General features: G+C 73.5%; 24 protein-coding genes. All 24 read left to right on the top strand.

Annotated features, from left to right (window positions below):
• The first annotated feature begins 42 nt into the window (after positions 1-42).
• The 24 genes from fliE (at position 43) to motD (ending at position 24,531) form a co-directional block, all read left to right on the top strand.
• On the top strand, positions 43-402 hold the full coding sequence (gene fliE, locus QFW80_RS12750; protein WP_280602357.1) for a flagellar hook-basal body complex protein FliE: 360 nt from the start codon (positions 43-45) through the stop codon (positions 400-402).
• Positions 403-455: 53 nt separating this feature from the next.
• A complete protein-coding gene (gene fliF / locus QFW80_RS12745; RefSeq protein ID WP_280602356.1) occupies positions 456-2,132 on the top strand; it encodes a flagellar basal-body MS-ring/collar protein FliF in 1,677 nt (558 codons plus the stop codon).
• Positions 2,125-3,138 carry a flagellar motor switch protein FliG gene (gene fliG, locus QFW80_RS12740; protein ID WP_280602355.1) on the top strand — a complete coding sequence of 338 codons (1,014 nt, stop codon included), beginning with the start codon at positions 2,125-2,127 and terminating at the stop codon, positions 3,136-3,138. Before fliF ends, fliG begins: the two co-directional genes overlap by 8 nt.
• A gap of 35 nt (positions 3,139-3,173) precedes the next feature.
• Positions 3,174-3,767, top strand: coding sequence for a FliH/SctL family protein (locus tag QFW80_RS12735; RefSeq protein WP_280603051.1), 594 nt, complete (start codon positions 3,174-3,176; stop codon positions 3,765-3,767).
• Positions 3,764-5,167 (top strand): flagellar protein export ATPase FliI, encoded by a 1,404-nt coding sequence (fliI, locus tag QFW80_RS12730; RefSeq protein WP_280602354.1) that lies wholly within the window; start codon positions 3,764-3,766, stop codon positions 5,165-5,167. The genes QFW80_RS12735 and fliI overlap by 4 nt, the downstream gene beginning before the upstream one ends.
• Positions 5,168-5,172: 5 nt before the next feature.
• Positions 5,173-5,625 (top strand): flagellar export protein FliJ, encoded by a 453-nt coding sequence (fliJ, locus tag QFW80_RS12725; RefSeq protein WP_280602353.1) that lies wholly within the window; start codon positions 5,173-5,175, stop codon positions 5,623-5,625.
• A gap of 59 nt (positions 5,626-5,684) precedes the next feature.
• On the top strand, positions 5,685-6,800 hold the full coding sequence (locus tag QFW80_RS12720) for a flagellar hook-length control protein FliK (protein ID WP_280602352.1): 1,116 nt from the start codon (positions 5,685-5,687) through the stop codon (positions 6,798-6,800).
• 507 nt (positions 6,801-7,307) lie between these two features.
• The gene (locus tag QFW80_RS12715; RefSeq protein ID WP_280602351.1) at positions 7,308-7,814 is read left to right on the top strand and encodes a flagellar basal body-associated FliL family protein; all 507 of its coding nucleotides are present in this window, start codon (positions 7,308-7,310) and stop codon (positions 7,812-7,814) included.
• Entirely contained in the window at positions 7,811-8,818 is a 1,008-nt protein-coding gene (gene fliM / locus QFW80_RS12710) for a flagellar motor switch protein FliM (protein WP_280602350.1), read from the top strand. The genes QFW80_RS12715 and fliM overlap by 4 nt, the downstream gene beginning before the upstream one ends.
• A complete protein-coding gene (gene fliN / locus QFW80_RS12705) occupies positions 8,815-9,153 on the top strand; it encodes a flagellar motor switch protein FliN (RefSeq protein ID WP_280602349.1) in 339 nt (112 codons plus the stop codon). Before fliM ends, fliN begins: the two co-directional genes overlap by 4 nt.
• A gap of 230 nt (positions 9,154-9,383) precedes the next feature.
• Entirely contained in the window at positions 9,384-9,830 is a 447-nt protein-coding gene (gene fliO, locus QFW80_RS12700) for a flagellar biosynthetic protein FliO (RefSeq protein WP_280603049.1), read from the top strand.
• Entirely contained in the window at positions 9,827-10,663 is an 837-nt protein-coding gene (fliP, locus tag QFW80_RS12695) for a flagellar type III secretion system pore protein FliP (protein WP_280602348.1), read from the top strand. The genes fliO and fliP overlap by 4 nt, the downstream gene beginning before the upstream one ends.
• 4 nt (positions 10,664-10,667) lie before the next feature.
• Positions 10,668-10,937: a flagellar biosynthetic protein FliQ gene (locus QFW80_RS12690; protein WP_280579501.1), complete on the top strand. Its 270-nt coding sequence runs from the start codon at positions 10,668-10,670 to the stop codon at positions 10,935-10,937.
• 14 nt (positions 10,938-10,951) lie between these two features.
• Complete coding sequence (fliR, locus tag QFW80_RS12685) at positions 10,952-11,740, top strand: flagellar biosynthetic protein FliR (RefSeq protein WP_280602347.1); 789 nt, start codon at positions 10,952-10,954, stop codon at positions 11,738-11,740.
• A gap of 4 nt (positions 11,741-11,744) precedes the next feature.
• Positions 11,745-12,896 (top strand): flagellar biosynthesis protein FlhB, encoded by a 1,152-nt coding sequence (gene flhB / locus QFW80_RS12680; RefSeq protein WP_280602346.1) that lies wholly within the window; start codon positions 11,745-11,747, stop codon positions 12,894-12,896.
• Complete coding sequence (flhA, locus tag QFW80_RS12675) at positions 12,893-14,962, top strand: flagellar biosynthesis protein FlhA (protein WP_280602345.1); 2,070 nt, start codon at positions 12,893-12,895, stop codon at positions 14,960-14,962. The genes flhB and flhA overlap by 4 nt, the downstream gene beginning before the upstream one ends.
• A 1,301-nt stretch (positions 14,963-16,263) precedes the next feature.
• Positions 16,264-18,219, top strand: a complete 1,956-nt coding sequence (locus tag QFW80_RS12670; protein WP_280602344.1) for a flagellar biosynthesis protein FlhF — start codon at positions 16,264-16,266, stop codon at positions 18,217-18,219.
• On the top strand, positions 18,206-19,081 hold the full coding sequence (locus tag QFW80_RS12665) for a MinD/ParA family protein (RefSeq protein WP_280602343.1): 876 nt from the start codon (positions 18,206-18,208) through the stop codon (positions 19,079-19,081). The genes QFW80_RS12670 and QFW80_RS12665 overlap by 14 nt, the downstream gene beginning before the upstream one ends.
• Entirely contained in the window at positions 19,078-19,842 is a 765-nt protein-coding gene (locus QFW80_RS12660; RefSeq protein WP_280602342.1) for an RNA polymerase sigma factor FliA, read from the top strand. Before QFW80_RS12665 ends, QFW80_RS12660 begins: the two co-directional genes overlap by 4 nt.
• 45 nt (positions 19,843-19,887) lie before the next feature.
• Positions 19,888-20,280, top strand: a complete 393-nt coding sequence (gene cheY, locus QFW80_RS12655) for a chemotaxis response regulator CheY (protein WP_280602341.1) — start codon at positions 19,888-19,890, stop codon at positions 20,278-20,280.
• Complete coding sequence (locus QFW80_RS12650) at positions 20,277-20,903, top strand: protein phosphatase CheZ (RefSeq protein ID WP_280602340.1); 627 nt, start codon at positions 20,277-20,279, stop codon at positions 20,901-20,903. The genes cheY and QFW80_RS12650 overlap by 4 nt, the downstream gene beginning before the upstream one ends.
• 4 nt (positions 20,904-20,907) lie before the next feature.
• Positions 20,908-22,746 carry a chemotaxis protein CheA gene (locus tag QFW80_RS12645; protein ID WP_280602339.1) on the top strand — a complete coding sequence of 613 codons (1,839 nt, stop codon included), beginning with the start codon at positions 20,908-20,910 and terminating at the stop codon, positions 22,744-22,746.
• 7 nt (positions 22,747-22,753) lie between these two features.
• The gene (locus QFW80_RS12640) at positions 22,754-23,494 is read left to right on the top strand and encodes a flagellar motor protein (RefSeq protein WP_280602338.1); all 741 of its coding nucleotides are present in this window, start codon (positions 22,754-22,756) and stop codon (positions 23,492-23,494) included.
• Positions 23,495-23,499: 5 nt separating this feature from the next.
• Positions 23,500-24,531 carry a flagellar motor protein MotD gene (gene motD, locus QFW80_RS12635; protein ID WP_280602337.1) on the top strand — a complete coding sequence of 344 codons (1,032 nt, stop codon included), beginning with the start codon at positions 23,500-23,502 and terminating at the stop codon, positions 24,529-24,531.
• Position 24,532 lies beyond the last annotated feature (1 nt).

The following is a 24,532-nucleotide window of genomic DNA, read 5'->3' as shown; positions in this document are numbered from 1 at the left end:
GGACTTGCCTGATCCCCTGCAGACCGACCGGCAGCCCACGCGATGTCCGACGCCATCTCATCGATCCTTTCGCAGATCCGCGCGCACGAGATGCGCACCGGAGCCGCGCGCGCCGACGTCGCGCCCTCAAACGCGATCGACGTGGGCGGAGTGGGCGGCGCGGGCAAGGCCCAGGGCACGCCGGGGTTCGCCGAGACGCTGTCGAACACGATCGACAAGGTCAGCGCCACCCAGGCCAATGCCGGCGCCCTGCAGCAGGCGTTCGAACTCGGCGACCCGCGCGCGGACCTGGCCCGGGTGATGGTCGCGATGCAGCAGTCGCAGGTCGCGTTCCGGGCCACGGTCGAGGTGCGCAACCGCCTCGTCCAGGCCTACCAGGACGTGATGAACATGCCGGTCTGACCCGGCGCCCCTGACTCCACCACCCCGCCCACGACCTCCAGCCGGCCCCGACCATGAGCGTGATCGCACTTCCCAAGGCCTCCGCCAACCTGCGCGACCTCGGCCGCCTGCAGGACATCCCGGCGGTGCGCCAGCTCGGCCTGCTGGCGCTGGTCGCCGCGGCGATCGCGCTCGGGCTGTGGCTGTTCTTCTGGAGCCAGAAGCCGGACTTCGTGCCGGTGCAGGCCGGGCTGGACCCCAAGTCCAACGCCGAGGCCGCCGAACTGCTGCGCACCGCGCAGATCCCGTTCAAGCTCGACCCGGCCACCGGCGCGCTGGCGGTGCCGCTCGACCAGGTCGGCGATGCGCGCATGGCGCTGGCCGCGGCCGGCCTGCCGGCGGCCGACGGCAAGGGCTTCGAATCGATGCAGGGCGACCAGGGCTTCGGCACCAGCCAGTTCATCGAGAGCGCGCGCTACCAGCACGCGCAGGAGATCGAGCTGGCGCGCACCATCGGCAACCTGCGGCCCGTGCGCGAGGCGCGCGTGCACCTGGCCATGCCCAAGCCGAGCGCGTTCACCCGCCAGAAGGAACCGGCCAGCGCCTCGGTGGTGCTGCAGCTGCGCGCCGGCAGCACGCTCGAGCAGGGCCAGGTGAATGCGATCGTGCACCTCGTCGCCTCGTCCATCCCCGGGCTGCCGCCCGAGCGCGTGACCGTGGTCGACCAGTTCGGCCGCATGCTCTCCAACGCCGACCCGCAGAGCGAGGACGCGATCGGCGCCAAGCAGTTCGACCAGCAGCGGCGCCAGGAAGCGGTGTACGTGCAGCGCATCGAGGAACTGCTCGAGCCGATGACCGGCCCCGGGCGCGTGAGCGCCAAGGTCAGCGTGGACATGGATTTCGCCCAGACCGAGGAGGCCAGCGAGCGCTACGGCCCGCAGCCGGCGATGGTGCGCAGCGAGCAGGTGTCCGAGAGCGGCAGCGCGGTCGGCGGCGCCGACGCGGTCGCCCAGGGCGTGCCGGGCGCGGTGAGCAACAACCCCGACGCGGCCGATCTCGCCGCGCCGGCGGCGGCCGAGGCCAGCACCGGCCCGGGCAGCCGCAGCTCGGTGCGCAACTACGAGATCGACCGCACCCTGACCCACACCCGCCAGGCGCCCGGCCGCATCCGCCGCGTCACCGCGGCGGTGCTGGTCGACAACCTCGCCCCCGCCGCGCCCGCGGCCCCGGGCGCCAACGGTGCGCCCGCCGCGGCCGCCGCGGGCCGCGCCCTGAGCGCCGCCGAGATCACGCGCATCGAGACCCTGGTGCAGCAGGCGATCGGCTTCGACGCCGCGCGCGGCGACGTGGTCTCGGTGGTCAACGCCCCGTTCGCCCGCGGCGCGCTGGACGCGCCGCTGGAAGGCCCGCCGATCTGGCAGCACCCGCGTGCGCGCGAACTGGCGCGGCTGGTGTTCGGCGGCCTGGCGGTGCTGCTGCTGATCTTCACCGTGCTGCGGCCGGCCTCGCGCCAGCTGCTGGCGCCCAAGGTCGCGACGGCGACCGTGCTGCCGGCCGCCGACGTCGACGACGAACCGCCGGTCACCCTCTCCGCGCCCGCGCAGGCCAAGGTGGCGGCGCCCGCCGGCGGCGCCCCGGGCGCGGCGGCGATGAACTTCGACGACAAGCTCGAGATCGCGCGCACCGCGGTCAACACCGACGCCAAGCGCGTGGCCCAGGTGGTGCGCGACATGGTGGCCTCCGATGGCTGACCTGGTGCGCACCGATTCGCTCACCGGCGTGCAGCGCGCGGCGATCGTGCTGCTCTCGCTCGGCGAGCAGCAGGCGGCCGAGGTGCTCAAGCACATGGGCGCCAAGGAAGTGCAGAAGCTCGGCCTGGCGATGACCTCGGTCGGCGGCGTGAGCCGCGAGGCCGTGGCCAAGGTGTTCGACGAGTTCGTCGACGTGCTGGCCCAGCCCAGCGGCCTGGGCAGCGGCGCGGACGAATACGTACGCGCGGTGCTCACCCAGGCGCTCGGCGAGGACCGCGCCAGCAGCCTGATCGACCGCATCCTGCACGGCCGCAACACCTCCGGCCTCGACACCCTGAAGTGGATGGAGCCGCGCGCGATCGCGGAACTGGTGCGCAACGAGCACCCGCAGATCATCGCCATCGTGATGGCCCACCTCGACGGCGACCAGGCCGCCGAAGTGCTCAAGTGCCTGGCCGAACGCGTGCGCGTGGACGTGCTGCTGCGCCTGGCCACGCTCGACGGCATCCCGCCGCATGCGCTCAACGAACTCAACGAAGTGATGGCGCGGCAGTTCTCCGGCAGCCAGAACATCAAGTCCTCGTCGGTGGGCGGGGTGAAGGTGGCGGCCAACATCCTCAACTTCATGGACTCCGGCCAGGACGAGGTGCTGCTGGGCGCGATCGGCGAGGTCGACAGCGAGCTCGGCACCCGCATCCGCGACCTGATGTTCGTGTTCGACAACCTGGCCGAGATCGACGACCGCGCGATGCAGGCGGTGCTGCGCGAGATCTCCAGTGAACAGCTGGCGCTGGCCCTGCGCGGCGCCGACGCGCGCGTGCGCGAGAAGATCACCGGCAACATGTCGCAGCGCGCGGCCGAGATCCTGATCGAGGACATGGAGGCACGCGGCCCGGTGCGCCTGGCCGAGGTGGAAGCGGCGCAGAAGGAAATCCTGGCGGTGGTGCGGCGGATGGCCGACAACGGCGACATCCAGCTCGCGGCCAAGGCCGAGGTGCTGGTTTGAACGCCGCCGGCGCGCTGCCCGCGGTGGACCCGACGATGGCCTCCGGCGCGGTGCGCTGGAACGCGCCCGGACTGTCGGTGGTGCCGCCGCCGGCGCCGGAACCGCCGCCGGCGCCGCCCAGCGTCGAGGACCTGCAGGCGCTCGAACGCGCCGCGCGCGAGGAAGGCTACGCCCGCGGCCACGCCGAAGGCCTCGCCGCCGGCCAGGCCGAGATCCGGCGCATGGTGGCGCAGATCGAAGGCGTGCTGGACGGCTTCACCCGGCCGCTGGCGCGCCTCGACGGCGAAGTGGCCGAGGCGCTGGCCGACCTGGCGGTGCGCATCGCCGGCAGCCTGCTCGGGCGCGCCTACCGGACCGATCCCACCCTGCTGGCCGACCTGGTGCGCGAGGCGCTGGAGGCGGTGGGCAGCGACACCCGCGAACTCGAACTGCGCCTGCACAACGACGATTTCGGCGTGCTCGCCCCGCACCTGGCCGGCCTGGACGGCGTGCGCCTGGTGGTGGACGGCGCGCTCGGCCGCGGCGAACTGCGCCTGCACAGCGAGAGCGTGCGCATCGACGGCACCATCGCCTCGCGCCTGCAGTGCGTGCTCGAGGCGACCCTGGCCGCCAGCGAGGCGCAGCCGTGAGCGCGGTCGCCGCCGCGCACTGGCAGGAGGCGCGCAACCTGCGCCTGGCCGCGCGCCTGCAGGCCGCCGATCCGAAGCCGGCCTCGCTGGCGCTGGCCCGCGAGGGCGTGCTGCGGCGCGCGGTCGGCCTGACGCTCGAAGCCTCCGGCTGCAGCGCGCCGCTGGGTTCGCGCTGCAAGGTGGAAACCGCCGGCGGGCGCTGGGTGGATGCCGAAGTCGTCGGCTTCGCCGGCGACCGCACCTACCTGATGCCGACCGCCGACCTGGAGGGCCTGCTGCCGAACGCGCGCGTGGTGCCCTCGCGCCGGCGCGGCGAAGTGGCCGTGGGCGAAGGCCTGCTCGGTCGCGTCATCGACAGCGACGGCGTGCCGCTCGACGGCCGCGGCCCGATCCGCGCCGAACAGTGGGTCGGCCTGGCCGGCACCGCGATCAATCCGCTGATGCGCGAGCCGATCACGCAGTCGCTCGACGTGGGCGTGCGCGCGATCAACGCCCTGCTGCCGATCGGCCGCGGCCAGCGCATCGGCCTGTTCGCCGGCTCTGGCGTGGGCAAGTCCACGCTGCTGGGCATGATGACCCGCTTCACCAAGGCCGACGTGATCGTGGTCGGCCTGATCGGCGAACGCGGCCGCGAGGTGCGCGACTTCGTCGAGAGCACGCTGGGCGAGGAAGGCCTGCGCCGCGCGGTGGTGGTGGCCACGCCCGCCGACCGGCCGCCGCTGGCGCGCCTGCACGGCGCGCTGCGCGCCACCGCGATCGCCGAGTACTACCGCGACCAGGGCCTGCACGTGCTGCTGCTGATGGATTCGCTGACCCGTTTCGCCCATGCCCAGCGCGAGATCGGCCTGTCGGTGGGCGAACCGCCGACCACGCGCGGCTATCCGCCGAGCGTGTTCGCCAAGCTGCCGCAGCTGGTGGAACGCGCCGGCAACGGCGCCGACGGCCGCGGCTCGATCACCGCGTTCTACACCGTGCTCACCGAAGGCGACGACCAGCAGGAGCCGATCGCCGACGCCGCGCGCGCGATCCTCGACGGCCACATCGTGCTCACCCGCCGCATCGCCGACGCCGGCCAGTACCCGGCGATCGACGTCGAGGTGTCGGTGAGCCGCGTCATGCAGGAGATCACCGACGCGCCGTGGCGCGAGCGCATCCGCCGGCTCAAGCGGCTGATGGCGGCGCATTCGGCGCAGCGCGACCTGATCGCGATCGGCGCCTACCAGCGCGGCAGCGATCCGGTGGTGGACGAGGCCGTCGCCCGCTGGCCCGCGATCCAGGCCTTCCTCGGCCAGGACGTGAGCGAGGCCGCGGACGTGGCGTCCAGCCGCGACGCGCTCGCCACGCTGCTCGACCCCGGCGCGCCGCAGGGCGCCGCCCCATCCCGCCCGCAGGAGGCCTGACGTCCATGCGTTCGCAACGGCTCGATCCGCTGCTCAGGATCATGCAGCAGCGACAGGACTCGGTCGCGCGCGAGGTCGCCGACCGCGAGCGCGCGCTCGGCGAGCAGCAGGAGCGCCTGGACGCGCTGCGGCGCTACGCCGAGGAATACGCGGCCGCACCGGCCGAGGCCTCGATCTCGCCGGCGCTGCTGGTCAACCGGCTCGCGTTCCGCGAGCGGCTCAACGCCGCGGTGGTGCAGCAGGCCGGGATCGTCGACCAGAGCCGCCAGCTCAGCGACGTCGAGCGTGCGCGGCTGATGCTGGCCAGCCGCGAGACGAAGGTGCTCGAACAGCTGGCCGACAGCTACCGGGCGCAGGAATCGAAGGCCGCCGAGCAGCGCGTGCAGCGCGAGATGGACGACCTCGGCGGCCGCCGTGCGCGGCTGGCCGCGCAGTCCGGCGACGGAGCGGGATCGTGAACGCCGCCGCGCTCGGTGCGACCCCGCCGCCCCAATCCCAGACCCGGCCGGGCGCTCGCGTGGATACGGGTCCCGATTCCCGCGCACCGGCGTCGACGCGCGGCGCGCGCGGCGCGGCGCCCGACGCCAACGCCGCCGGAAGCGAACCGACCGATGCGGCGCAGGCCGACGCGCGTGCCTTCGCCGACCTGCTGGCGCCGCCACCCGCGGCCGGCGCCGCGCGCGGCCCGTCGCAGCCCGACGCGCGCGCCGAGACGACCGAACCCACCGAAACGCCCATCGGCGGCGAACGCGCGCCCGGCCAGCTGCTGGCGATGCTTGCCGGGCAGTGGCTCGGCGCGCAGGCGCCGGGCACGTCGGCCGCCACGGACGCGACCACGGGCGTGGCGGGGCTGCCCGGCCTGCCGGCGGCCACCGCCGCGGCGCTCGCGGGCGCACCGGTGACCAGCGCCAGCGACGCGGCGGTGTCCGGACCCTCGAATTCCCTGGCCGCGGACGCGCTGACGGCGGCGTCCACCGCCGGTCCCGACCTCGCGCGTGCGACAACAGCCGCGGCCACGTCGAGCGGCGACGCGCACGCTGCGCCGGCCCTGGCGCTTGCGGCCCTGGCCGTGGACGCGGCGGCGACCGCCGATGCCGGGAATCCGGCCGAGGCCATGCTGTCGGTCGACACACCGGAGACCGGCATCGCCGGCTCCGCGCCGCTGGCCGCCCCGCGCGCACCGGCCGCCGCCGCGCCGCCGCCCGCCGTGCCCGTGCCCCTGCCGATGCCGGCCGACCCGTCCGCCGGCTTCGACGACGGCTTCGGCACCCGCATCGCATGGATGGCCGAGCAGCGCCTGGGGCACGCCGAGATCCGCCTGAACCCGGAGCACGTCGGGCCGATCGACGTGCGCGTCGAGCTCGACGGCGACCGCGTCCGGGCCGAATTCCAGAGCGCCCACGCCGAGGTCCGGCAGGCGATCGAGGCCAGCCTGCCGCGCCTGCGCGAGCTGCTCGGCCAGCACGGCCTGCAGCTCGGCCAGGCCGACGTCAGCCAACGCCAGGCCGGCCAGGACGGCAGCGCGGCGCGCGGCGATGCGGCCGCGCGCGGCGAGTCCCGCCCCGGCGACGACGCGCCGCCCGCGATCGCGACCCAGGTGCGCCTGCGCGGCCTGCTCGACGAATACGCCTGAGCCCGCGCGGCGTAGCCCGGACAAGGCCGAAGGCCGCATCCGGGGGAGGTGACGGCGTCAGGGAAAAAGCGGACGCCATGCGGCACGGCACGGCGACATCGCTCCGTCATCCGGCGTGGCGACGGCGTCCCGGGTGCGCTTCGCTTACCCGGGCTACGGCGGCGTAGCCCGGATAAGGCCGAAGGCCGCATCCGGGAACACGATGACATCGGAGCCACCGCCGGTGACCGCATCGTGCGCCGTTGCGGTGCCATCCGCGCGCTCCGGCGTGGCGACGGCATCCCGGGTGCGCTTCGCTTGCCCGGGCGACGCGGGGCGGCGTCGCCTGATCGGACCGAGGGTCGGCTCCGGGAAGGCGGGCGCCCCAGCGCCGCGACACCACCGGCGCCGGCCGGAGGGCGGCCGTCAAACGTCCGGCGCCCCGCGGGAGCGCGGTCCGTCAAAACGCCGTCGCGGGCGCGGCACGCGGATTGCATCCCCCCGGCATCCCCGCCGGAGTCATCGCTCGTGCCAGCCCCTGCCGCCACCACCCAGACCGCCCCGGCCGCTGCGGCCGCCAAACCCAAGCGCCGCCTGTGGCTGCTGCTGTCGATCGCCATCGTCGTGCTCGCCGGCGCCGGTGGCGGCGGCTGGTGGTGGTGGCAGTCGAAGCAGCACGCCGAGGCCGAGGCCAAGCCCGCCACGCCGGCGCGCCTGCCCGCGCAGTACATCGCGCTGGAACCCTCGTTCGTGGTCAACCTCGCCGACCCCGACGGCACCCGCTACCTGCAGGCCGACGTGCAGCTGGTCACCCGCGACCCGGCCACGCTGGCCGCGCTCGAGGCCCACCTGCCCTCCGTGCGCAACCGGTTGCTGCTGCTGTTCGGACAGCAGCAGGCCGAGCAGCTCTCCCAGCGCAGCGGCAAGGAGAACCTCCAGCAGGCCGCGCGCGACGAAGTGCGGGCCCTGCTCAAGGCCGAAGGCGCGCCGGACAAGATCGAAGCGGTCATCTTCACCAGCCTGGTGACCCAGTGATGAGCGCCGACCTGCTCAGCCAGGACGAGATCGACGCCCTGCTGCACGGCGTCGACAGCGGCGCGGTCGAGACCGAGCCGCCGCCGGCGCCGGGCGAGGCGCGCAGCTACGACTTCGCCAGCCAGGACCGCATCGTCCGCGGCAAGCTGCCGACCCTGGAGATGATCAACGAGCGCTTCGCGCGCACCTGGCGCGTGGGCCTGTTCAACCTGCTGCGGCGCTCGGCCGACCTGTCGGTGCGCGGCATCGACCTGCTGCGCTTCGGCGAGTACATGCACTCGCTGCAGGTGCCGACCAACCTCAACCTGGTGAAGATGAAGCCGCTGCGCGGCACCGCCATCGTCACCTTCGAGCCGCGCCTGGTGTTCACCGTGGTGGACAACTTCTTCGGCGGCAACGGCAAGTTCCACACCCGCATCGAGGGCCGCGAGTTCACGCCCACCGAGATGCGCGTGATCCAGCTGCTGCTCAAGCAGACCTTCTCCGACCTGGTCGACGCCTGGGCGCCGGTGATGCCGGTGGAGTTCGAGTACCTCAACTCCGAGGTCAACCCGCACTTCGCCAACATCATCAGCCCGCGCGAGTACATCGTGGTCAGCCGCTTCCACGTCGAGCTCGAGGGCGGCGGCGGCGAGCTGCACGTGTCGATCCCGTATTCGATGCTCGAACCGATCCGCGAACAGCTCGACGCCGGCGTGCAGAGCGACCGGATCGAGAAGGACGAGGGCTGGACCCGCGCCATGCGCACCCAGCTGCAGGACGCCGAGGTCGAGCTCAGCTCGGCCATCGCCCGGCGCCAGATCAGCCTGCGCGAACTGTCGCGGCTGAAGGTCGGCGACGTGATCCCGATCGAGCTGGCACGCCACGTGCAGCTGCAGGTCGAGCAGATGCCGCTGTTCACCGGCGAGTTCGGCATCCACAACGGCAAGAACGCCATCAAGGTCACGCAGGTGCATGCCGCGCGGACCGTTCCCACCCTCGATTCCCTGAGCCTGACGCCATGACCAGCAACGACGCCGCCCTGGCCGCCTTCGACCCGCTCACCGCCGATGCCGGCCAGGCCGGTCCCGCGGGCGCGGACCTCAACCTCGACGTCATCCTCGACGTGCCGGTCTCGCTGTCGCTGGAAGTCGGCCGCGCGCGGATCCCGATCCGCAACCTGCTGCAGCTCAACCAGGGCTCGGTGGTCGAACTCGAGCGCGGCGCCGGCGAACCGCTGGACGTGTACGTCAACGGCACCCTGATCGCGCAGGGCGAGGTGGTGGTGGTCAACGACCGCTTCGGCGTGCGCCTGACCGACGTGGTCAGCCCGGCCGAGCGGATCAAGAGGCTGCGATGAGCGCGAGCGCTTCGCAGGACGCCGCGCAGCTGCCGGCCGCCAGCGCCTGGGCGGATGCCGCGCCGGCGACGCTGGACGCCGCGGGCGACGACGCCGTCACCGCGCCCCCGGCCGCCGACACCGCAACCGCCGCCGATGGCGTCGCCCCCAAAGCGACCGCGATCGGCCATGCCGCCGTGGTGCCGGACCAGCCCGAGGCGGGTGCCGATGCGGCCGCCGCCGCGGCCGCGATGCCGGCCGCGGACGCGACCGCGCGCGCCCTCGCATCGACCGACGCGCCGCGCGCCGCGGCGACGGCCACGACCACCGCGCAGGCCGGCACGCCGGCCGCGGCGCCGCAGTCGCCCGCCAGCGTCGGCACGCTCGGCGGCGCGGTGTTCGCGCTGGTGCTGGTGGTGGCCCTGATCCTGGTGCTGTCGTGGTTGGCCAAGCGCATGCCCGGCATGGGCGGCGGCGCGGGTGCGCATCCGTCGCTGCGCATCGTCGGTGCGCTGGCGCTCGGCCCGCGCGACCGCCTGGTGGTGGTCGAGGTCGGCGAGACCCAGCTGCTGCTCGGCGTCGGCGCCGGCGGCACCCGCACCCTGCACACCCTCGATCAGCCGCTGCCGGCCGCCGCCGCGAAGTCCACGCCGGCGTTCGCGCAGCTGCTGGCCCGGCACCTCGGAAAGAAGTCATGAGCCTGCTGCACGTCCTCCGCCGCGCCGCGGCCGCCTGCCGCGCCACCTGGCCGGCCTGGCTGCTGGCCGCGTGCCTGCTGTCGGCGGTGCTCGCGCCCTCGATCGCCTTCGCCCAGGCCGCGCCCGCGGTGCCGGCGGTGCCGGCCGCGTCGCCGGCGCAGCCGCTGCCATCGGTGGAAGTGGGCAACATCGGCAACCAGCCGGTGAGCCTGCCGCTGCAGGTGCTGGCGCTGATGACCGGCATCACTCTGCTGCCGGCGGCGCTGCTGGGGCTGACCGCGTTCACCCGGATCATCATCGTGCTCGGCCTGCTGCGCCAGGCGCTGGGCACCGGGCAGACGCCGAGCAACCAGGTGCTGCTGGCGCTGGCGCTGTTCCTGACCTCGATGGTGATGATGCCGGTGTTCGACCAGGCCTGGACCGCGGGCATCGCACCGTACCTGGACGACCAGCTCGATTTCCGCGCGGCCTGGGCCGCGGCCTCCGAACCCTTCCGCGGCTTCATGCTGGCGCAGGTGCGCGAGACCGACCTGATGACCTTCGCCGGGCTGTCGAACTCCGGCCCGTACGCGACCCCGCAGGACGTGCCGTTCGGCGTGCTGGCCGCGTCGTTCCTGACCAGCGAACTCAAGACCGCGTTCGAGATCGCGTTCCTGATCTACATCCCGTTCGTGATCATCGACCTGGTGGTGGCGAGCGTGCTGATGTCGATGGGCATGATGATGCTCTCGCCGATGCTGATCTCGGCGCCGTTCAAGATCCTGCTGTTCGTGCTGGTCGACGGCTGGGTGCTGGTCGTCGGCTCGCTCGCGGCCAGCTTCAACCCGGTCTGACGCCATGAGCCCCGAAACCGCACTCGGCGAGATCTCCCGCGGCCTGCAGATGGCGCTCGTGCTCGGCGGCCCGCCGCTGATCGCGGTGCTGGTGGTCGGCGTGGCGGTCGGCGTGATCCAGGCCGCCACCCAGATCAACGAGCCGACGATCCCGTTCGTGGTCAAGGTGGTCGGACTGGTGGCGGTGCTCGCCGCCACCGGGCATTTCCTGCTCGGGCGCATGGTCGCCTTCACCACCGACCTGTTCCACCGCATCCCGCACCTCATCGGCTGAGGCCCGCCCAGGCGATGGACACCGTCTCGCTCGCGTCGATGGCCGGCGTCGACCTGTTCGGCATGCTGGCCACCGTGCTGTGGTACGCGCTGCGCATCGGCGCGGCGCTGCAGGTGCTGCCGGTGATCGGCGGCCGCGGCATCCCGGTGCGTGCGCGGCTAATCACCACCCTGGCGCTGTCCGCGGCGCTGTCGACCGTGCTGCCGGCGCCGCCGCCGATGGGCGTGGACGCGGCCACCGCCCTGGGCGTGCTGCGCGAATTCACCGTCGGGATCGCCATCGGCATGATGCTGCGGCTGGCGTTCGAGGCCGGGCGCCTGGCAGGCGAGCTGGTCAGCCAGGGCATGGGCCTGTCGTTCGCGACCATGGCCGATCCGCTCAGCGGCGCGTCCTCGGCGGTGCTGTCGCAGTGGTTCTACATCGCCTTCGCGCTGCTGTTCTTCACCGTCGACGGCCACCTGGCCTTGGTCGGCGTGCTGGCCGACAGCTACGGCGGGCTGCCGATCGGTGCCGCGCTGCCGGACGTGGACGCGCTGCTGGAGGCGGTGCCGGCGTTCTTCGGCGCCTGCCTGCGCGCCGGCACCCTGCTGGCGCTGCCGGTGATGATGGCGCTGCTGGCGGTGAACATCGCCTTCGGCGTGCTGGCCCGCGCCGCCGCCCAGCTCAACCCGATCGCGATCGGCCTGCCGGTCTCGCTGCTGGTCGGCCTGGCCCTGTTGATGCTGCTGATGCAGCAGCTGCAGTCGCCGGTGGACCGCCTGTTCGGCGACGCCTTCACCGCCGCGCGCGCACTGACGGGCTGAGGCGATGAGCGAGGAAGCCCAGAAGGAAGACCGCACCGAACAGCCGACAGAGAAACGGCTGCGCGATGCGCGCGAGAAAGGCCAGGTCCCGCGCTCGCGCGAGCTGGCCAACGTGGCCGTGCTCGGCTGCGCGGTGCTGGCGCTGAAGGCCACCAGCGGCAGCGTGGGCGCGCACTCGCGCGACTGGATGCGCGACGCGCTGCGCTTCGACCGCGCCCTGCTCGACGCGCCCGACCGCCTGCTGCCGCACGCCGCCGCCCTGGTCGGCAAGCTGGCGCTGCCGCTGCTGCCGCTGCTGTTCGCGGCGCTGGCCGCGTGCCTGCTGGCGCCGATGGCGATGGGCGGGATCCGCTTCGCCAGCAAGTCGCTGCAGCCCGACTTCGGGCGCCTGAACCCGATCAAGGGCTTCGCCCGCGTGTACGGCGCCGAGAGCCTGGCCGAACTGGTGCGCTCGCTGCTGCGGGTGGCGCTGATCGGCGGGGTCGGCGGCTGGATGGTATGGCGCGCGTTCTCCAGCCTGCTGTCGATGCCGCAGGCGTCGCTGGAGGCCGCGGTCGCCGGCGGCGTGGACCTCGCCTCGTCGGCGCTGCTGGCGATGGTCGGCGCGCTCGCCGTGCTGGCCCTGATCGACGTGCCGTGGCAGCACCACCAGCACAAGAGCAAGCTGAAGATGACCAAGCAGGAGCTGCGCGACGAGGCCAAGGAGGCCGAGGGCAATCCCGAGCTGAAGGCGCGCGTGCGCCAGGTGCAGCGGCAGATGTCGCAGCGCCGGATGATGGAGGCGGTGCCCACCGCCGACGTGGTGGTGATGAACCCGACCCACTACGCGGTGGCGATGCAGTACCAGCCGGGCATGCGCGCGCCGAAGGTGGTGGCCAAGGGCGTGGACGAGATGGCGCTGGCGATCCGCGCCCTGGCCGAGCAGCACCGGGTGGCGGTGGTCGAGGCGCCGCCGCTGGCACGCGCCTTGTATCGGCAGTCGCAGGTCGACCAGGAGATCCCGGTGAAACTCTACGCCGCCGTGGCGCAGGTGCTGTCGTACGTCTACCAGCTGCGGGCCTGGGTGCCCGGCCGCGGGCCGATGCCGGCAATGGCCGAGTTCGACGTGGGCGCCGACGGCGCCCCGGATCCCGACGACGGGATCCCGGCACGATGAGCGCCCTGCCCGGCCGCGGCAGCGGCCTGATGCACAGCCTGCGCAGCGGCGCCGCCGCGCCGGTGGTGGTGCTGGCGATCCTGGCGATGGTGATCGTGCCGCTGCCGCCGCTGCTGCTCGACGGCCTGTTCACCATCAACATCGCGCTGTCGCTGGTGGTGATGCTGGCGGTGGTGTACGTGAAGCGGCCGCTGGAATTCTCGATCTTCCCCAGCGTGCTGCTGCTGGTCACCCTGCTGCGGCTGGCCCTGAACGTGGCCTCCACCCGCGTGGTGCTGCTGCACGGCCACCAGGGCGGCGCGGCGGCCGGGCATGTGATCGAGGCCTTCGGCCAGTTCGTGATCGGCGGCAGCTACGCGGTCGGCATCGTGGTGTTCGCGATCCTGACCATCGTCAACTTCGTGGTCGTCACCAAGGGCGCCGGGCGCATCTCCGAGGTGTCGGCGCGCTTCATCCTCGACGCCCTGCCCGGCAAGCAGATGGCGATCGACGCCGACCTCAACGCCGGCCTGCTCAACCGCGAGGACGCCAAGGCCCGGCGCCAGGAAGTGCGCGAGGAAGCCGACTTCTACGGCTCGATGGACGGCGCCAGCAAGTTCGTCCGCGGCGACGCCATTGCCGGCATCCTGATCCTGGTGATCAACCTGGTCGGCGGCATCCTGATCGGCATGCTCTCGCACGGCATGTCGTTCGGGTCCGCCGCGCAGACCTACACCACGCTCGCGATCGGCGACGGCCTGGTGGCGCAGCTGCCGGCGCTGCTGGTGGCGGTCGCCACCGCGATGCTGGTCACCCGTTCCACCGGCGAGCAGGAGATGGGCGAGACGGTGTCGAAGCAGGTCTTCGGCCACCAGCGCGCGCTGACCGTCTCGGCGCTGCTGATGGGCGTGATCGGCATCGTGCCGGGCATGCCCAACCTGCCGTTCCTGGCGCTGGCGGCGATCCTCGGCTTCGCGGCGTGGAAGCTGCGCAAGAAGGCCGAGGAGGCCGAGGCTGCGCCGGCGGAAGCCCGCAACGACGCGGCGCCTGCACCGATGGCCGAACTGAGCTGGGACGAGATCCGCCCGGTCGAACCGCTGGCGCTGGAGGTGGGCTACCGCCTGATCGCGCTGGTCGACCAGGCCCAGGGCGGGCAACTGCTGGCCCGGCTCAAGGGCGTGCGCCGCAAGCTGACCCAGGACCTGGGCTTCCTGATCCCCGCCGTGCACGTGCGCGACAACCTCGAACTCGCCCCGGGCCAGTACCGGGTGCTGGTGCACGGCGTGCCGGTGGCCACCGGCGAACTGGTGCCCGACCGCGAACTGGCGCTCGATCCCGGCCGCGTGTTCGGCCAGCTCGACGGCATCCCGGGCAAGGACCCGGCGTTCGGCCTGGACGCGGTGTGGATCCTGCCGGGCCAGCGCGCGCATGCCGAATCGCTGGGCTACACCGTAGTCGACGCGGCCACGGTCGCGGCCACCCACCTGTCGCACATCGTGCGCGAACGCGCGCCGGACCTGCTCGGCCACGACGAGGTGCAGCACCTGCTCACCGCGCTCGGCCGCAGCGTGCCCAAGCTGGTCGAGGACCTGGTGCCCAAGCTGCTGCCGCTGTCGGTGGTGGTGAAGGTGCTGCAATCGCTGCTCGCCGACCGGGTGCCGGTGCGGCAGATGCGGCAGATCGTCGAGACCCTGCTCGAGCACGGCGCCCACACCCAGGACCCGGCCGCACTCACCGCCGCGGTGCGGGTGGCGCTGGGCCGCTTCATCGTGCAGGAACTCAACGGCATGGCGCCCGAGCTGCCGGTCTACACCCTGGCCCCGGCGCTGGAGCGCGTGCTGCAGGAATCGGTCAGCGGCCAGGGCGCGGCGCTGGAACCGGGCCTGGCCGAACGCCTGCACCAGAACCTCGGCGACTGCGTCACCCGCCAGGAAAGCCGCGGCGAGCCCGCGGTGCTGCTGGTGCCCGGCGGCGTGCGCGCCGCGGTCGCGCGCCTGGTCCGCCACAGCGTGCCCTCGCTGGCGGTGCTGGCCTACGCCGAAGTGCCCGAAGACAAGCGCCTGCGGCTGGTCGGCGCGGTGGGCTGACCGCCGTAGCCCGGGCAAGCGGAGCGCACCCGGGGCCCTTCGCCACCTCATCATGCGTTTGGGCTCCCGGCAACCCGGATGCGGCCTGCGGCCTTATCCGGGCTACGCGGCCCTGTCTTCGCCCGGCACCGGGAAAGATCTGCGCCTCCACGCACACCCGAGGCGACGCCCCCGCGGTCGCAATGCTGCAGCGCCCCGCGCGGAGCGGGCGCAAGCGGCACGCGGATGTGCCGCGGCCGCCAGAGAAAAGCGCCGTAGCCCGGGTAAGCAGAGCGCACCCGGGGCCAATCGCCACGCGCATCGCCCGGCGCGCCTCAAATCACCCGGATGCGGCCTGCGGCCTGATCCGGGCGACGGCTTCCGCCCCTCGACCGCCACCGGAACGCATCCGGAAGGACGTCGCCTGCGCGCGCCACCGAAGCGACGCCCCCTCGGTCGCCGTGCCGCGGCGCCCCGCGCCGAGCGGGTGCAAGCGGCACAGGGATGTGCCGCGGCCGCGATTGAGGACACGACGTCCCAGCGAGCGGTGCACCCGCTCGGCGTGGGGCGCCGCGGCCACACCGGAGCCTGCGCACCGGCTGGCGCCGGGGCACGTCCGTCAGGTGCTCGTAGCCCGGGTAAGCGAAACGCACTCGGGGCCCGTCGCCACGCGCATCGCCCGGCGCGCCTCAAATCACCCCGGATGCGGCCTTTGGCCTTATCCGGGCTACGGCTTCCGCCCCTCGGCCGCAACCGGAACGCATCCGGAAGGATGTCGCCTCCACGCGCCACCGAAGCGACGCCCCCTCGGTCGCCATGCCGCGGCGCCCCGCGCGGAGCGGGTGCAAGCGGCACACGGATGTGCCGCGGCCGCGCTTGAGGACACGACGTCCCAGCCAGCGGTGCACCCGCTCGGCGTGGGGCGCCGCGGCCACACCGGAGCCTGCGCACCGGCTGGCGCCGGGGCACGTCCGTCAGGTGCTCGTAGCCCGGGCAAGCGAAGCGCACCCGGGGCCAATCGCCCCCTCCCGGCGCACCTCGGATCAATCCCGATGCGGCCTTCGGCCTTGTCCGGGCTACGCGGTTTCGACGCCCACCGAAGCCCGTGCCCCGTCCGCGGAGTCACCGTGAAGACATGGTCCCTGGGCGGCAAGCGCCGGAAAAGGGGCCGGGGCTCCGTCCATGCCGGGGCGCCGGCGTCCCGACACCGCCCGCTCCGGCCGGCTGCCAAGCTTCCGACGCGCCGCTCCGGCAGTTCAGGCCCGGGTCTTGCAGGAAGGGGGCAGCCACCTGCCGCCACCTCCCCGACCCGGGACGACACCATGCGAATCAAGCGCTTCACCGCTCCCGACATGCGCACCGCCCTGCGCATGGTCCGCGACGAACAAGGACCCGACGCGGTGATCCTGTCCACTCGCGCCAGCGCCGATGGCGCCGGCATCGAGGTGGTTGCCGCGACCGACTACGACGAGGCCCTGGTGGCCCAGGCGCTGCGCGCCGCCGCGCCGGCGATCGCCGATGCGCCCGCCCGCGCCCAGGCCGCGGCGCCGTCCGCCGCGCCGCCCCGCTCGCCCGCCGCCGCCGCTCCCGCACCGGCCGCCGGCGATGCCTCGGCCCGCGACAGCCTGATCTCGCGCGCCCGCGCCGTGTTCCGCATCGGCGACGGCGCGACACTGTCCGACCTGACCCGCGCTGTCGCCGTCCCGGCGCCGGCGACTCCTCCCGCCGCACCGGCCGCACCCGTCCCGGCTGCGCCCGCTCCGGCCGCCGCGATCACGACCCGCGCCCACCCGGCGCCTCCCGCCGCGCACGCCCCCACGGCCGGCGAACACCCACCGGTCGCCGCCACGCTCCACCCGGCAACCCCCGCGATCGCGGCGCCGCCGGCCCCGAGCCGCTTCGAGGCGATGATGGCCGCGCTCGACGCCGCGCCGGCGTCGGCGCCCCGCGTCGATACGCCGGCGCCAGTGTCGCCGCAGGCCCCCGCGCCGGCAGCCGCGCCTGCCTCCGCTCCCATGCCGGCGCCCGTCCCGGCGCCGCAGCCCACCGCCGCGGACTTCGAACCCGCCGCCCCCGCCTTCCTCGCCCCGCGCGGCGCCGCCACCGGCGCGGCTGCCGGCGAGCGCCCCGCGCGCGACGAGGAGGACGACGACTTCGGCCAGCTGATGCCCGAGTTCCCGATGCCGCTGCGCCCGGAACCGGCGACCGACGCCCGCGCCACGGCAGCACGACCGCTCGCCGCAGCGACCGCACCGGCCGCCGCCGAGGTGGCGCGTCCGGCGATCGCCACCTGCCGTTCCGGGAACGCCCCGTCCGACACGCGCGACACGACCGCGCCGCAAGCCCTCCGGGCCGTCGCCACGCCCGACACCGACCCCGCCATCGTCTCGATGCGCGAGGAGATGGCGCGCATGCGCCAGATGATGGAAACCCAGATGGAGCAGCTCTCGCTCGAGCGCCTGCGCGGCTCGCCCGCGCGCGCGGCGGTGCTCGATGCGCTGGCCGGCTACGGCTGCGAGGACTCGCTGGCGCGCGAGGTTGCCGCCCAGATCGATCCGCGGCTGCCGGTCGACGCGATCCACGGCCCGATGTTCGAGACCCTGGCGCGGATGATCACCGTCACCCGCAGCGAACCGCTGGACGACGGCGGCGTGATCGCCCTGGTCGGTCCCACCGGCGCCGGCAAGACGACGACGGCGGCCAAGCTGGCCGCGCGCTTCGCCGCCCGCCACCGCGCCCGCGACGTGGCGCTGGTGACCACCGACTGCGAGCGCGCCGGCGCGCTCGAGCAGCTGCAGGCCCACGGCCGCCGCCTCGGCATCACCGTGTGCGAGGCGCAGGGTCCCGAAGGGCTGCAGGACACCCTCGCGCAGCTGGTCGACTACCCGTTGGTGCTGGTCGACACCACCGGCCACGCCCCGCGCGACCGCGCCGTGTTCAGCCAGATCCTGTGGCTGCGGGCCTCGCGCAAGGTGCGCAGCCTGCTGGTGCTGCCGGCCAACGCCCATCCCTACGACCTCGGCGAGGTCGTCCGCCGCTACCGCCCCGCCAAGCCCGAGGGCGTGGTGCTGACCAAGCTCGACGAGACCGGCCGGCCCGGTTCGGCGCTGTCGGTGCTCGCCCGCCACGAACTGGCCATCGCCTACACCACCCAGGGGCAGCAGGTGCCGTCCGACCTCGATGCCGCCGATGCCACCCGCCTCGTCCAGTCACTGGAGAAATCCCGCCGTGCTGCCGATAACCCCCTCGCCACCGAGGATCGCCATGCAGTCGCCTGACCCCATCGTGCCCGTTTCCGCCGCAGACCGGGCCCCCGGCCCCGTGCGGGTGATCGCCGTCGCCAGCGGCAAGGGCGGCGTCGGCAAGACCTCGGTCTCGGTCAACCTGGCCACCGCCCTGGTCAACGCCGGGCAGCGCACCCTGCTGCTGGACACCGACCTGGGCCTGGCCAACGTCGACGTGATGCTGGGCCTGACGCCCACCTTCACCCTGGCCGACGTGTTCGCCGACCGCTGCGAGCTGCGCGACACGGTGATCGAATGCCCCAACGGGCTGATGATCGTCCCGGCCGCGTCCGGCAAGCGCCACATGACCGAACTCCAGCCCAGCCAGCACGTGGGCCTGGTGCACGCGTTCTCCGAGCTCGACCTGGACCTGGACGTGATGGTGGTGGACAACGCCGCCGGCATCGCCGACGGCGTGCTGACCTTCTGCCAGGCCGCGCAGGACGTGATCGTGGTGGTCTGCGACGAGCCGGCCTCGGTCACCGACGCCTATGCCCTGATCAAGGTGCTCAGCCGCGAGCGCGGCGTGAACCGGGTGCAGGTGCTGGCCAACCAGGTGCAGGACCAGCGCGAGGGCCGGCAGCTGTTCGAGAAGCTCGAGCGCGTCAGCGCGCGCTTCCTCGACGTGACCCTGAACTACCTCGGCGCGATCCCGCGCGACGAATGGCTGCGCCGCGCGGTGCAGCGCCAGGAGGCGGTGGTGGACGTGTTCCCGTCCGCGCCCTCGTCGGTGGCGTTCCGCGACATCGCCCGGCGCTCGCGCCAGTGGCAGTCGCCGCCCGGCGCGCGCGGCCACGTCGAATTCTTCCTCGAGCGCCTGGTCGCCCCGGCCGCCGCGCGGGGGGCCGCCGCATGAACGCCGCCGCGACCGCGCAGTACCGCGCCAACCAGCAGGGCAGCGCCGCCGAAGTGGTCGAGAAGCACGGCGAACTGGTGCGGCGCATCGCCCACCACCTCGCCGCGCGCCTGCCGGCGAGCGTGGAGATCGACGACCTGATCCAGGCCGGCATGCTCGGCCTGATCGACGCCGCGCGCAATTTCCAGTCCGACCAGGGCGCGGCGTTCGAGACCTACGCCTCGATCCGCATCCGCGGCGCGATGATCGACGAGATCCGCCGCGGCGACTGGGTGCCGCGCTCGGTGCACCGCCGCTACCGCGACATCGTGTCGGCCACCCGCGAGGTCGAGCAGACCACCGGCCAAGCCGCGACCGCGCAGCAGGTGGCCGCGCAGCTCGGCGTGGGGCTGGACGAATACCACGCCATGGTCGAGAACGCCGCGCGCGGGCAGCTGGTCAGCCTCGATGCGCACATGGACGAACACGACGGCGAGGCGCGGCTGGCCAGCCACGACACCGCCAGCCCGGCGCGCGCGTTCGAACAGGTCGCCTTCCGCGACGCGCTGGCCGAGGCCATCGACGGCCTGCCCGAGCGCGAGCGCCTGGTGCTGTCGCTGTACTACGAGCAGGAACTGAACCTGCGCGAGATCGGCGCGGTGCTGGGCGTGAGCGAATCGCGCGCCTGCCAGATCCACGGCCAGGCCGCCGTGCGCCTGCGCGCGCGGCTGGCCGACTGGCGCCGCGACGGCGCCGACGAAGACGACGACTACCTGCCCTGACGCCGGGGCCGGCGCACCACACACACGAACCACGAAGAGACCCGCATGGACAAGAACATCCGCATCCTGATCGTCGACGACTTCTCGACCATGCGTCGCATCGTCAAGAACCTGCTCAACGACCTGGGCTTCTTCAACACCACCGAGGCCGACGACGGCTCGACCGCGCTGGTGGAACTGCGCAAGGGCCCGTTCGACCTGGTGGTCACCGACTGGAACATGCCCGGCATGCCCGGCATCGACCTGCTCAAGGCGATCCGCGCCGACGCCGCGCTGTCGAAGATCCCGGTGCTGATGGTGACCGCCGAGTCCAAGCGCGAGCAGATCATCGAGGCCGCGCAGGCGGGCGTGAACGGCTATGTCATCAAGCCCTTCACCGCCGCCACCCTCAACGACAAGCTGGGCAAGATTTTCGAACGCCTCGGAGCCGCGGCGTGAGCGCGGCACCCGCCGCCGTGGCGCCGGGTGCCGGCGCGCACGACGAACGCGCGGCCCTGGTCGCCTGCCTGCACGCCGCGCTCGAGGCGCTCGAGCAGCAGGACGACGAGACCTGGCGCAGCAACGTCGACGAACTGATCCAGTGGCGCACCCAGCCGCTGGTGCAGGGCCTGGTGCGGCTGGCGCGCGAGCTCGAGCAGGCGCTGGGCACCGGCGGCGGCAGCGGCTCGCTGGCCGAGGCCTGCCTGCGCCTGGAGCATGTGGTCAAGGTCAGCGAGGACGCCAGCCACCACACTCTGGACCTGATCCAGGAATGCCGGATCCTGCTCGGCACCCTGCCGGTGGCCGATGCCGACGCCGAAGCCGCCACCGTGTCGGCGGTGCGCGCGCGGCTGTCGGAGATGACCGCCGCCCAGGGCTACCAGGACCTCAACGGCCAGATCATCCGCCGCGTGGTGGAACTGGTGCGCACCGTGCACGAAGGGCTCGGCGACTACGCGCCGGGCGCCGACCGCCCGCTGCAGCTGTCCAGCCAGGGCTACGGCCCCGCGGTGGACGGCGTGGACGCGCCCGCCGCCAGCCAGGACGACGCCAACCGCCTGCTCTCGTCGCTGGGCCTGTAGCGCGATGTCCGCCGCCGCCTCCGACATCTGCGCCGACTTCCTGGTCGAGGTCGGCGAGATCCTCGACCAGCTCGGCGTGCAGATGGTCGCGCTCGAACGCGCGCCCGCCGACCGCGAGTGCCTGAACGCGGTGTTCCGCGGCTTCCACACCATCAAGGGCGGCGCGGGCTTCCTCGACTTCACCACGATGGTGTCGGTGTGCCACGCCGTCGAGGACCGCCTCAACGCCGCCCGCGACGGCAGCGCGCCGCTCGATGCGCCTGCGTTCGACGGCATCCAGCAGGGCATCGACCTGCTGGTGGACATGCTGCAGGCGATCTGCGACGGGGTCGATCCCAGCCCCGCGCCCGACGCGCTGCTGGCCGCGCTGCGCGCCGGCGCTTCGGGGGGCGGTGCCCATGCGCCCGCCCCGGTGCCGGTGGCCGTGACCGCCACCCCGTCCGCGCCGGCCCCGGCGGACGATTCGCTCGACGACCTCGATTTCGAAGCCCTGCTCGACAGCTTGCACGGCGCCGGCGCCGCGCCGGGGGCCGTCGCCGCGGCGCCCGCACCGGCGCCTCCGCCGGCCCCGCCTGAACCCGTCGCGGCCCCTGCGCCTGCGCCGCTGCGCGCGGTGCCCACGCCGACGCGCGCGCCGGCCGCGCAGGACGCCGCCGACGTCACCGTGCGCGTCGACGTGCGCCGGCTCGACGCGATGGTCAACCTGGTCGGCGAGCTGGTGCTGGCGCGCAACCGCCTGAAGACGATCCGCCCGCGCCTGCGCGACGACGACCTCGACCGCGCCGTGGCCGCGCTCGACGTCGCCACCTCGCGCCTGCAGGGCGCGGTGATGACCGCGCGCATGCAGCCGGTGGGGCGCGTGTTCGCGCGCTTCCCCAAGCTCGCCCGCGACGTCGCCCGCCAGCTCGACAAGCAGGTGAACCTGGAGGTCACCGGCGCCGAGACCGAGCTCGACCGCAACCTGGTCGAGGCCCTGGCCGATCCACTGGTGCACCTGGTGCGCAACGCGATCGACCACGGCATCGAATCGCCCGAGGCGCGGCGCCGCGCCGGCAAGCCCGAACTCGGCACGGTACGCCTGAGCGCGCAGCAGGAAGGCGACCACGTGGCGATCGAGGTGCGCGACGACGGCGCCGGGATCGATCCCGACCGCATCCGCCGCAAGGCCGTGGACAAGGGCCTGATCGACGACGATTCGGCCGCGCGGCTGTCGTCCGACGACTGCCTGCAGCTGTTGTTCCTGCCCGGCTTCTCCACCCGCGACGAGGTCAGCGACCTGTCCGGCCGCGGCGTGGGCATGGACGTGGTGCAGTCGCGCATCCGCGAGCTCTCGGGCACGGTGCAGATCCATTCCGAACCCGGCGCCGGCTCGCGCTTCGCGATCCGGGTGCCGCTGACGCTGGCGATCCTGCCGACCCTGCTGGTGGAGGTGGGCGGCGACGTCTACGCGCTGCCGCTGGTGCGGGTGGTCGAGGTGCTCTCGCACGAACCCGGGCGCGCGCTGTGGATCGACGGCCAGCGCGTGCTCGACCTGCGCCAGCAGCCGCTGCCGCTGCTGGGCCTGCGCGACTGGCTGGGGATGGACCCGGCGCCGCTGCCCGATTCGACCTGCGTGGTGCTGCAGTCGGGCGAGGCGCGCTACTGCCTGGCGGTGGATCACGTGCGCGGGCGCGAGGAAGTGGTGATCAAGGCGCTGCCGCCGACCCTGCGCGGGCTGCCCGGCTACGCCGGCGCCAGCCTGATCGGCGATGGTCGCATGGCCCTGATCCTGGACGTCGACGCCCTGCTCGGCAGCGGCACGCGCGCCGCCGCGCGTTCAAGTCAGCTGGCCGCGGACCGTTAAACAGGCCATGGACAGACTCAGCCTCATCGGCGCCGTGCTCGCGATCGTCGCGATCGTCGGCGGCAGCGTGCTCAAGGGGGCCGGGCTCGCCGGGCTGTGGTCGCCGGCGGCGTTCGTGATCGTGATCGTGGGCACCGTGGCCGCGAGCCTGCTGCAGACCTCGATGCGCACCTTCATGCGCGCGCTGAAGATGGCCGGCTGGGTGTTCAAGCCGCCGGCCCACGACCACGCCGCGGTGATCGCGCAGATCGTCGAATGGTCCACCATCGCGCGCAAGCAGGGCCTGCTGGGCCTGGAGGCGCAGGTGGCGCAGCAGACCGACCCGTTCCTCGGCAAGGGCCTGCAGATGGTGGTCGACGGGCTCGAGCCCGAGGCGATCCGGCAGATGCTCGAGATCGACCTGCACGGCCAGAACGCGCGCGACCTGGCCGCGGCCAAGGTGTTCGAGGGCATGGGCATCTACGCGCCCACGCTGGGCATCATCGGCGCGGTGCTGGGCCTGATGGCGGTGATGAAGAACCTCGCCGACCCGAGCAAGCTCGGCCACGGCATCGCCGCGGCCTTCACCGCGACCATCTACGGCATCGGCGCGGCCAACCTGATGCTGCTGCCGGTGGGCAACAAGCTCAAGACCCTGGTCACCGCGCAGACGCTGGAGCGCGAGATGATCGTCGAGGGCCTGATCGCGATCGCGCAGGGCGAGAACCCGCGCAACATCGAAGCGCGCCTCAACGGCTACGTGCACTGACCGCCATGGCGCGACGGCACCACCACCACGAGGACCACCAGAACCACGAAGCCTGGGCCGTGCCCTACGGCGACCTGGTCACCCTGCTGCTCGCCTTCTTCGTGGTGATGTACGCCATTTCGTCGATCAACGAGGGCAAGTACCGCGCGGTCTCCGATGCGCTGTCGTCGGCCTTCGGCGGCCCGCCGCGCTCGATCAACCCGATCCAGCTCGGCGAGACCCAGCTGCGCGGCTCCTCGTTCGACCGCCCCTCGCTGCTGACGCCCGGCGCCAAGGCCGGACCCACCGCCACCAGCCCGGTGAGCAATGTGCGCGTGCGGCAGATGCTCGATGCGCCGCTCGGCGGCCGCGAGTCGCAGATGCGGCAGCAGGCGATGGCCAAGGCGGCGATGGACGCCAGCCTGCGCGGCGAATCGCAGCTGAGCACGCTCGGCCGCCGGATCCAGCACGCGCTGGCCGAACTGGTGCGCGAGAAGCTGGTCACCGTGCGCCGCGGCCCGACCTTCCTCGAGGTCGAGATCCAGAGCGACATCCTGTTCGCCAGCGGCGTGGCCGAACCCAGCCCGGTGGCCACCGCCACCGTGCGCAAGCTCGGCGCGGTGCTGCGCGAGGAACCCAACGCGGTGCGCGTGGAGGGCTATACCGACGACGTGCCGATCCGCACCGCGGCCTACCCGACCAACTGGGAGCTCTCGTCCGCGCGCGCGGCCAGCGTGGTGCACGTGCTGATCGGCGAAGGCGTGGACCCCGGGCGCCTGGCGGTGGTCGGCTACGGCGAGCACCAGCCGGCGGCCGACAACGCCACCGCCGAGGGCCGCAACGCCAACCGCCGCGTGCTGCTGGTGATCCTGGCCGCCTCGCAGGCGGTGGACGATCTCGACCCGGCGCCCGCGGCACAGGTCGTGCAGGCGGGCATCGACGGCTCGCCGCGCGTGGAGGCCGTCGACGCGGCCCGCGTCGAGACGCCCGCCCTGCCCGCGCCGGCGACCCGGGCCCCCACGACCGCCGCGCCCGATGCGCACGCAGGAGCACACTGAC

The organism is Luteimonas rhizosphaericola (assembly GCF_029888045.1).
Classification (GTDB): Bacteria; Pseudomonadota; Gammaproteobacteria; order Xanthomonadales; family Xanthomonadaceae; genus Luteimonas; species Luteimonas rhizosphaericola.
This window is presented reverse-complemented; position numbering and strand designations above follow the sequence as displayed.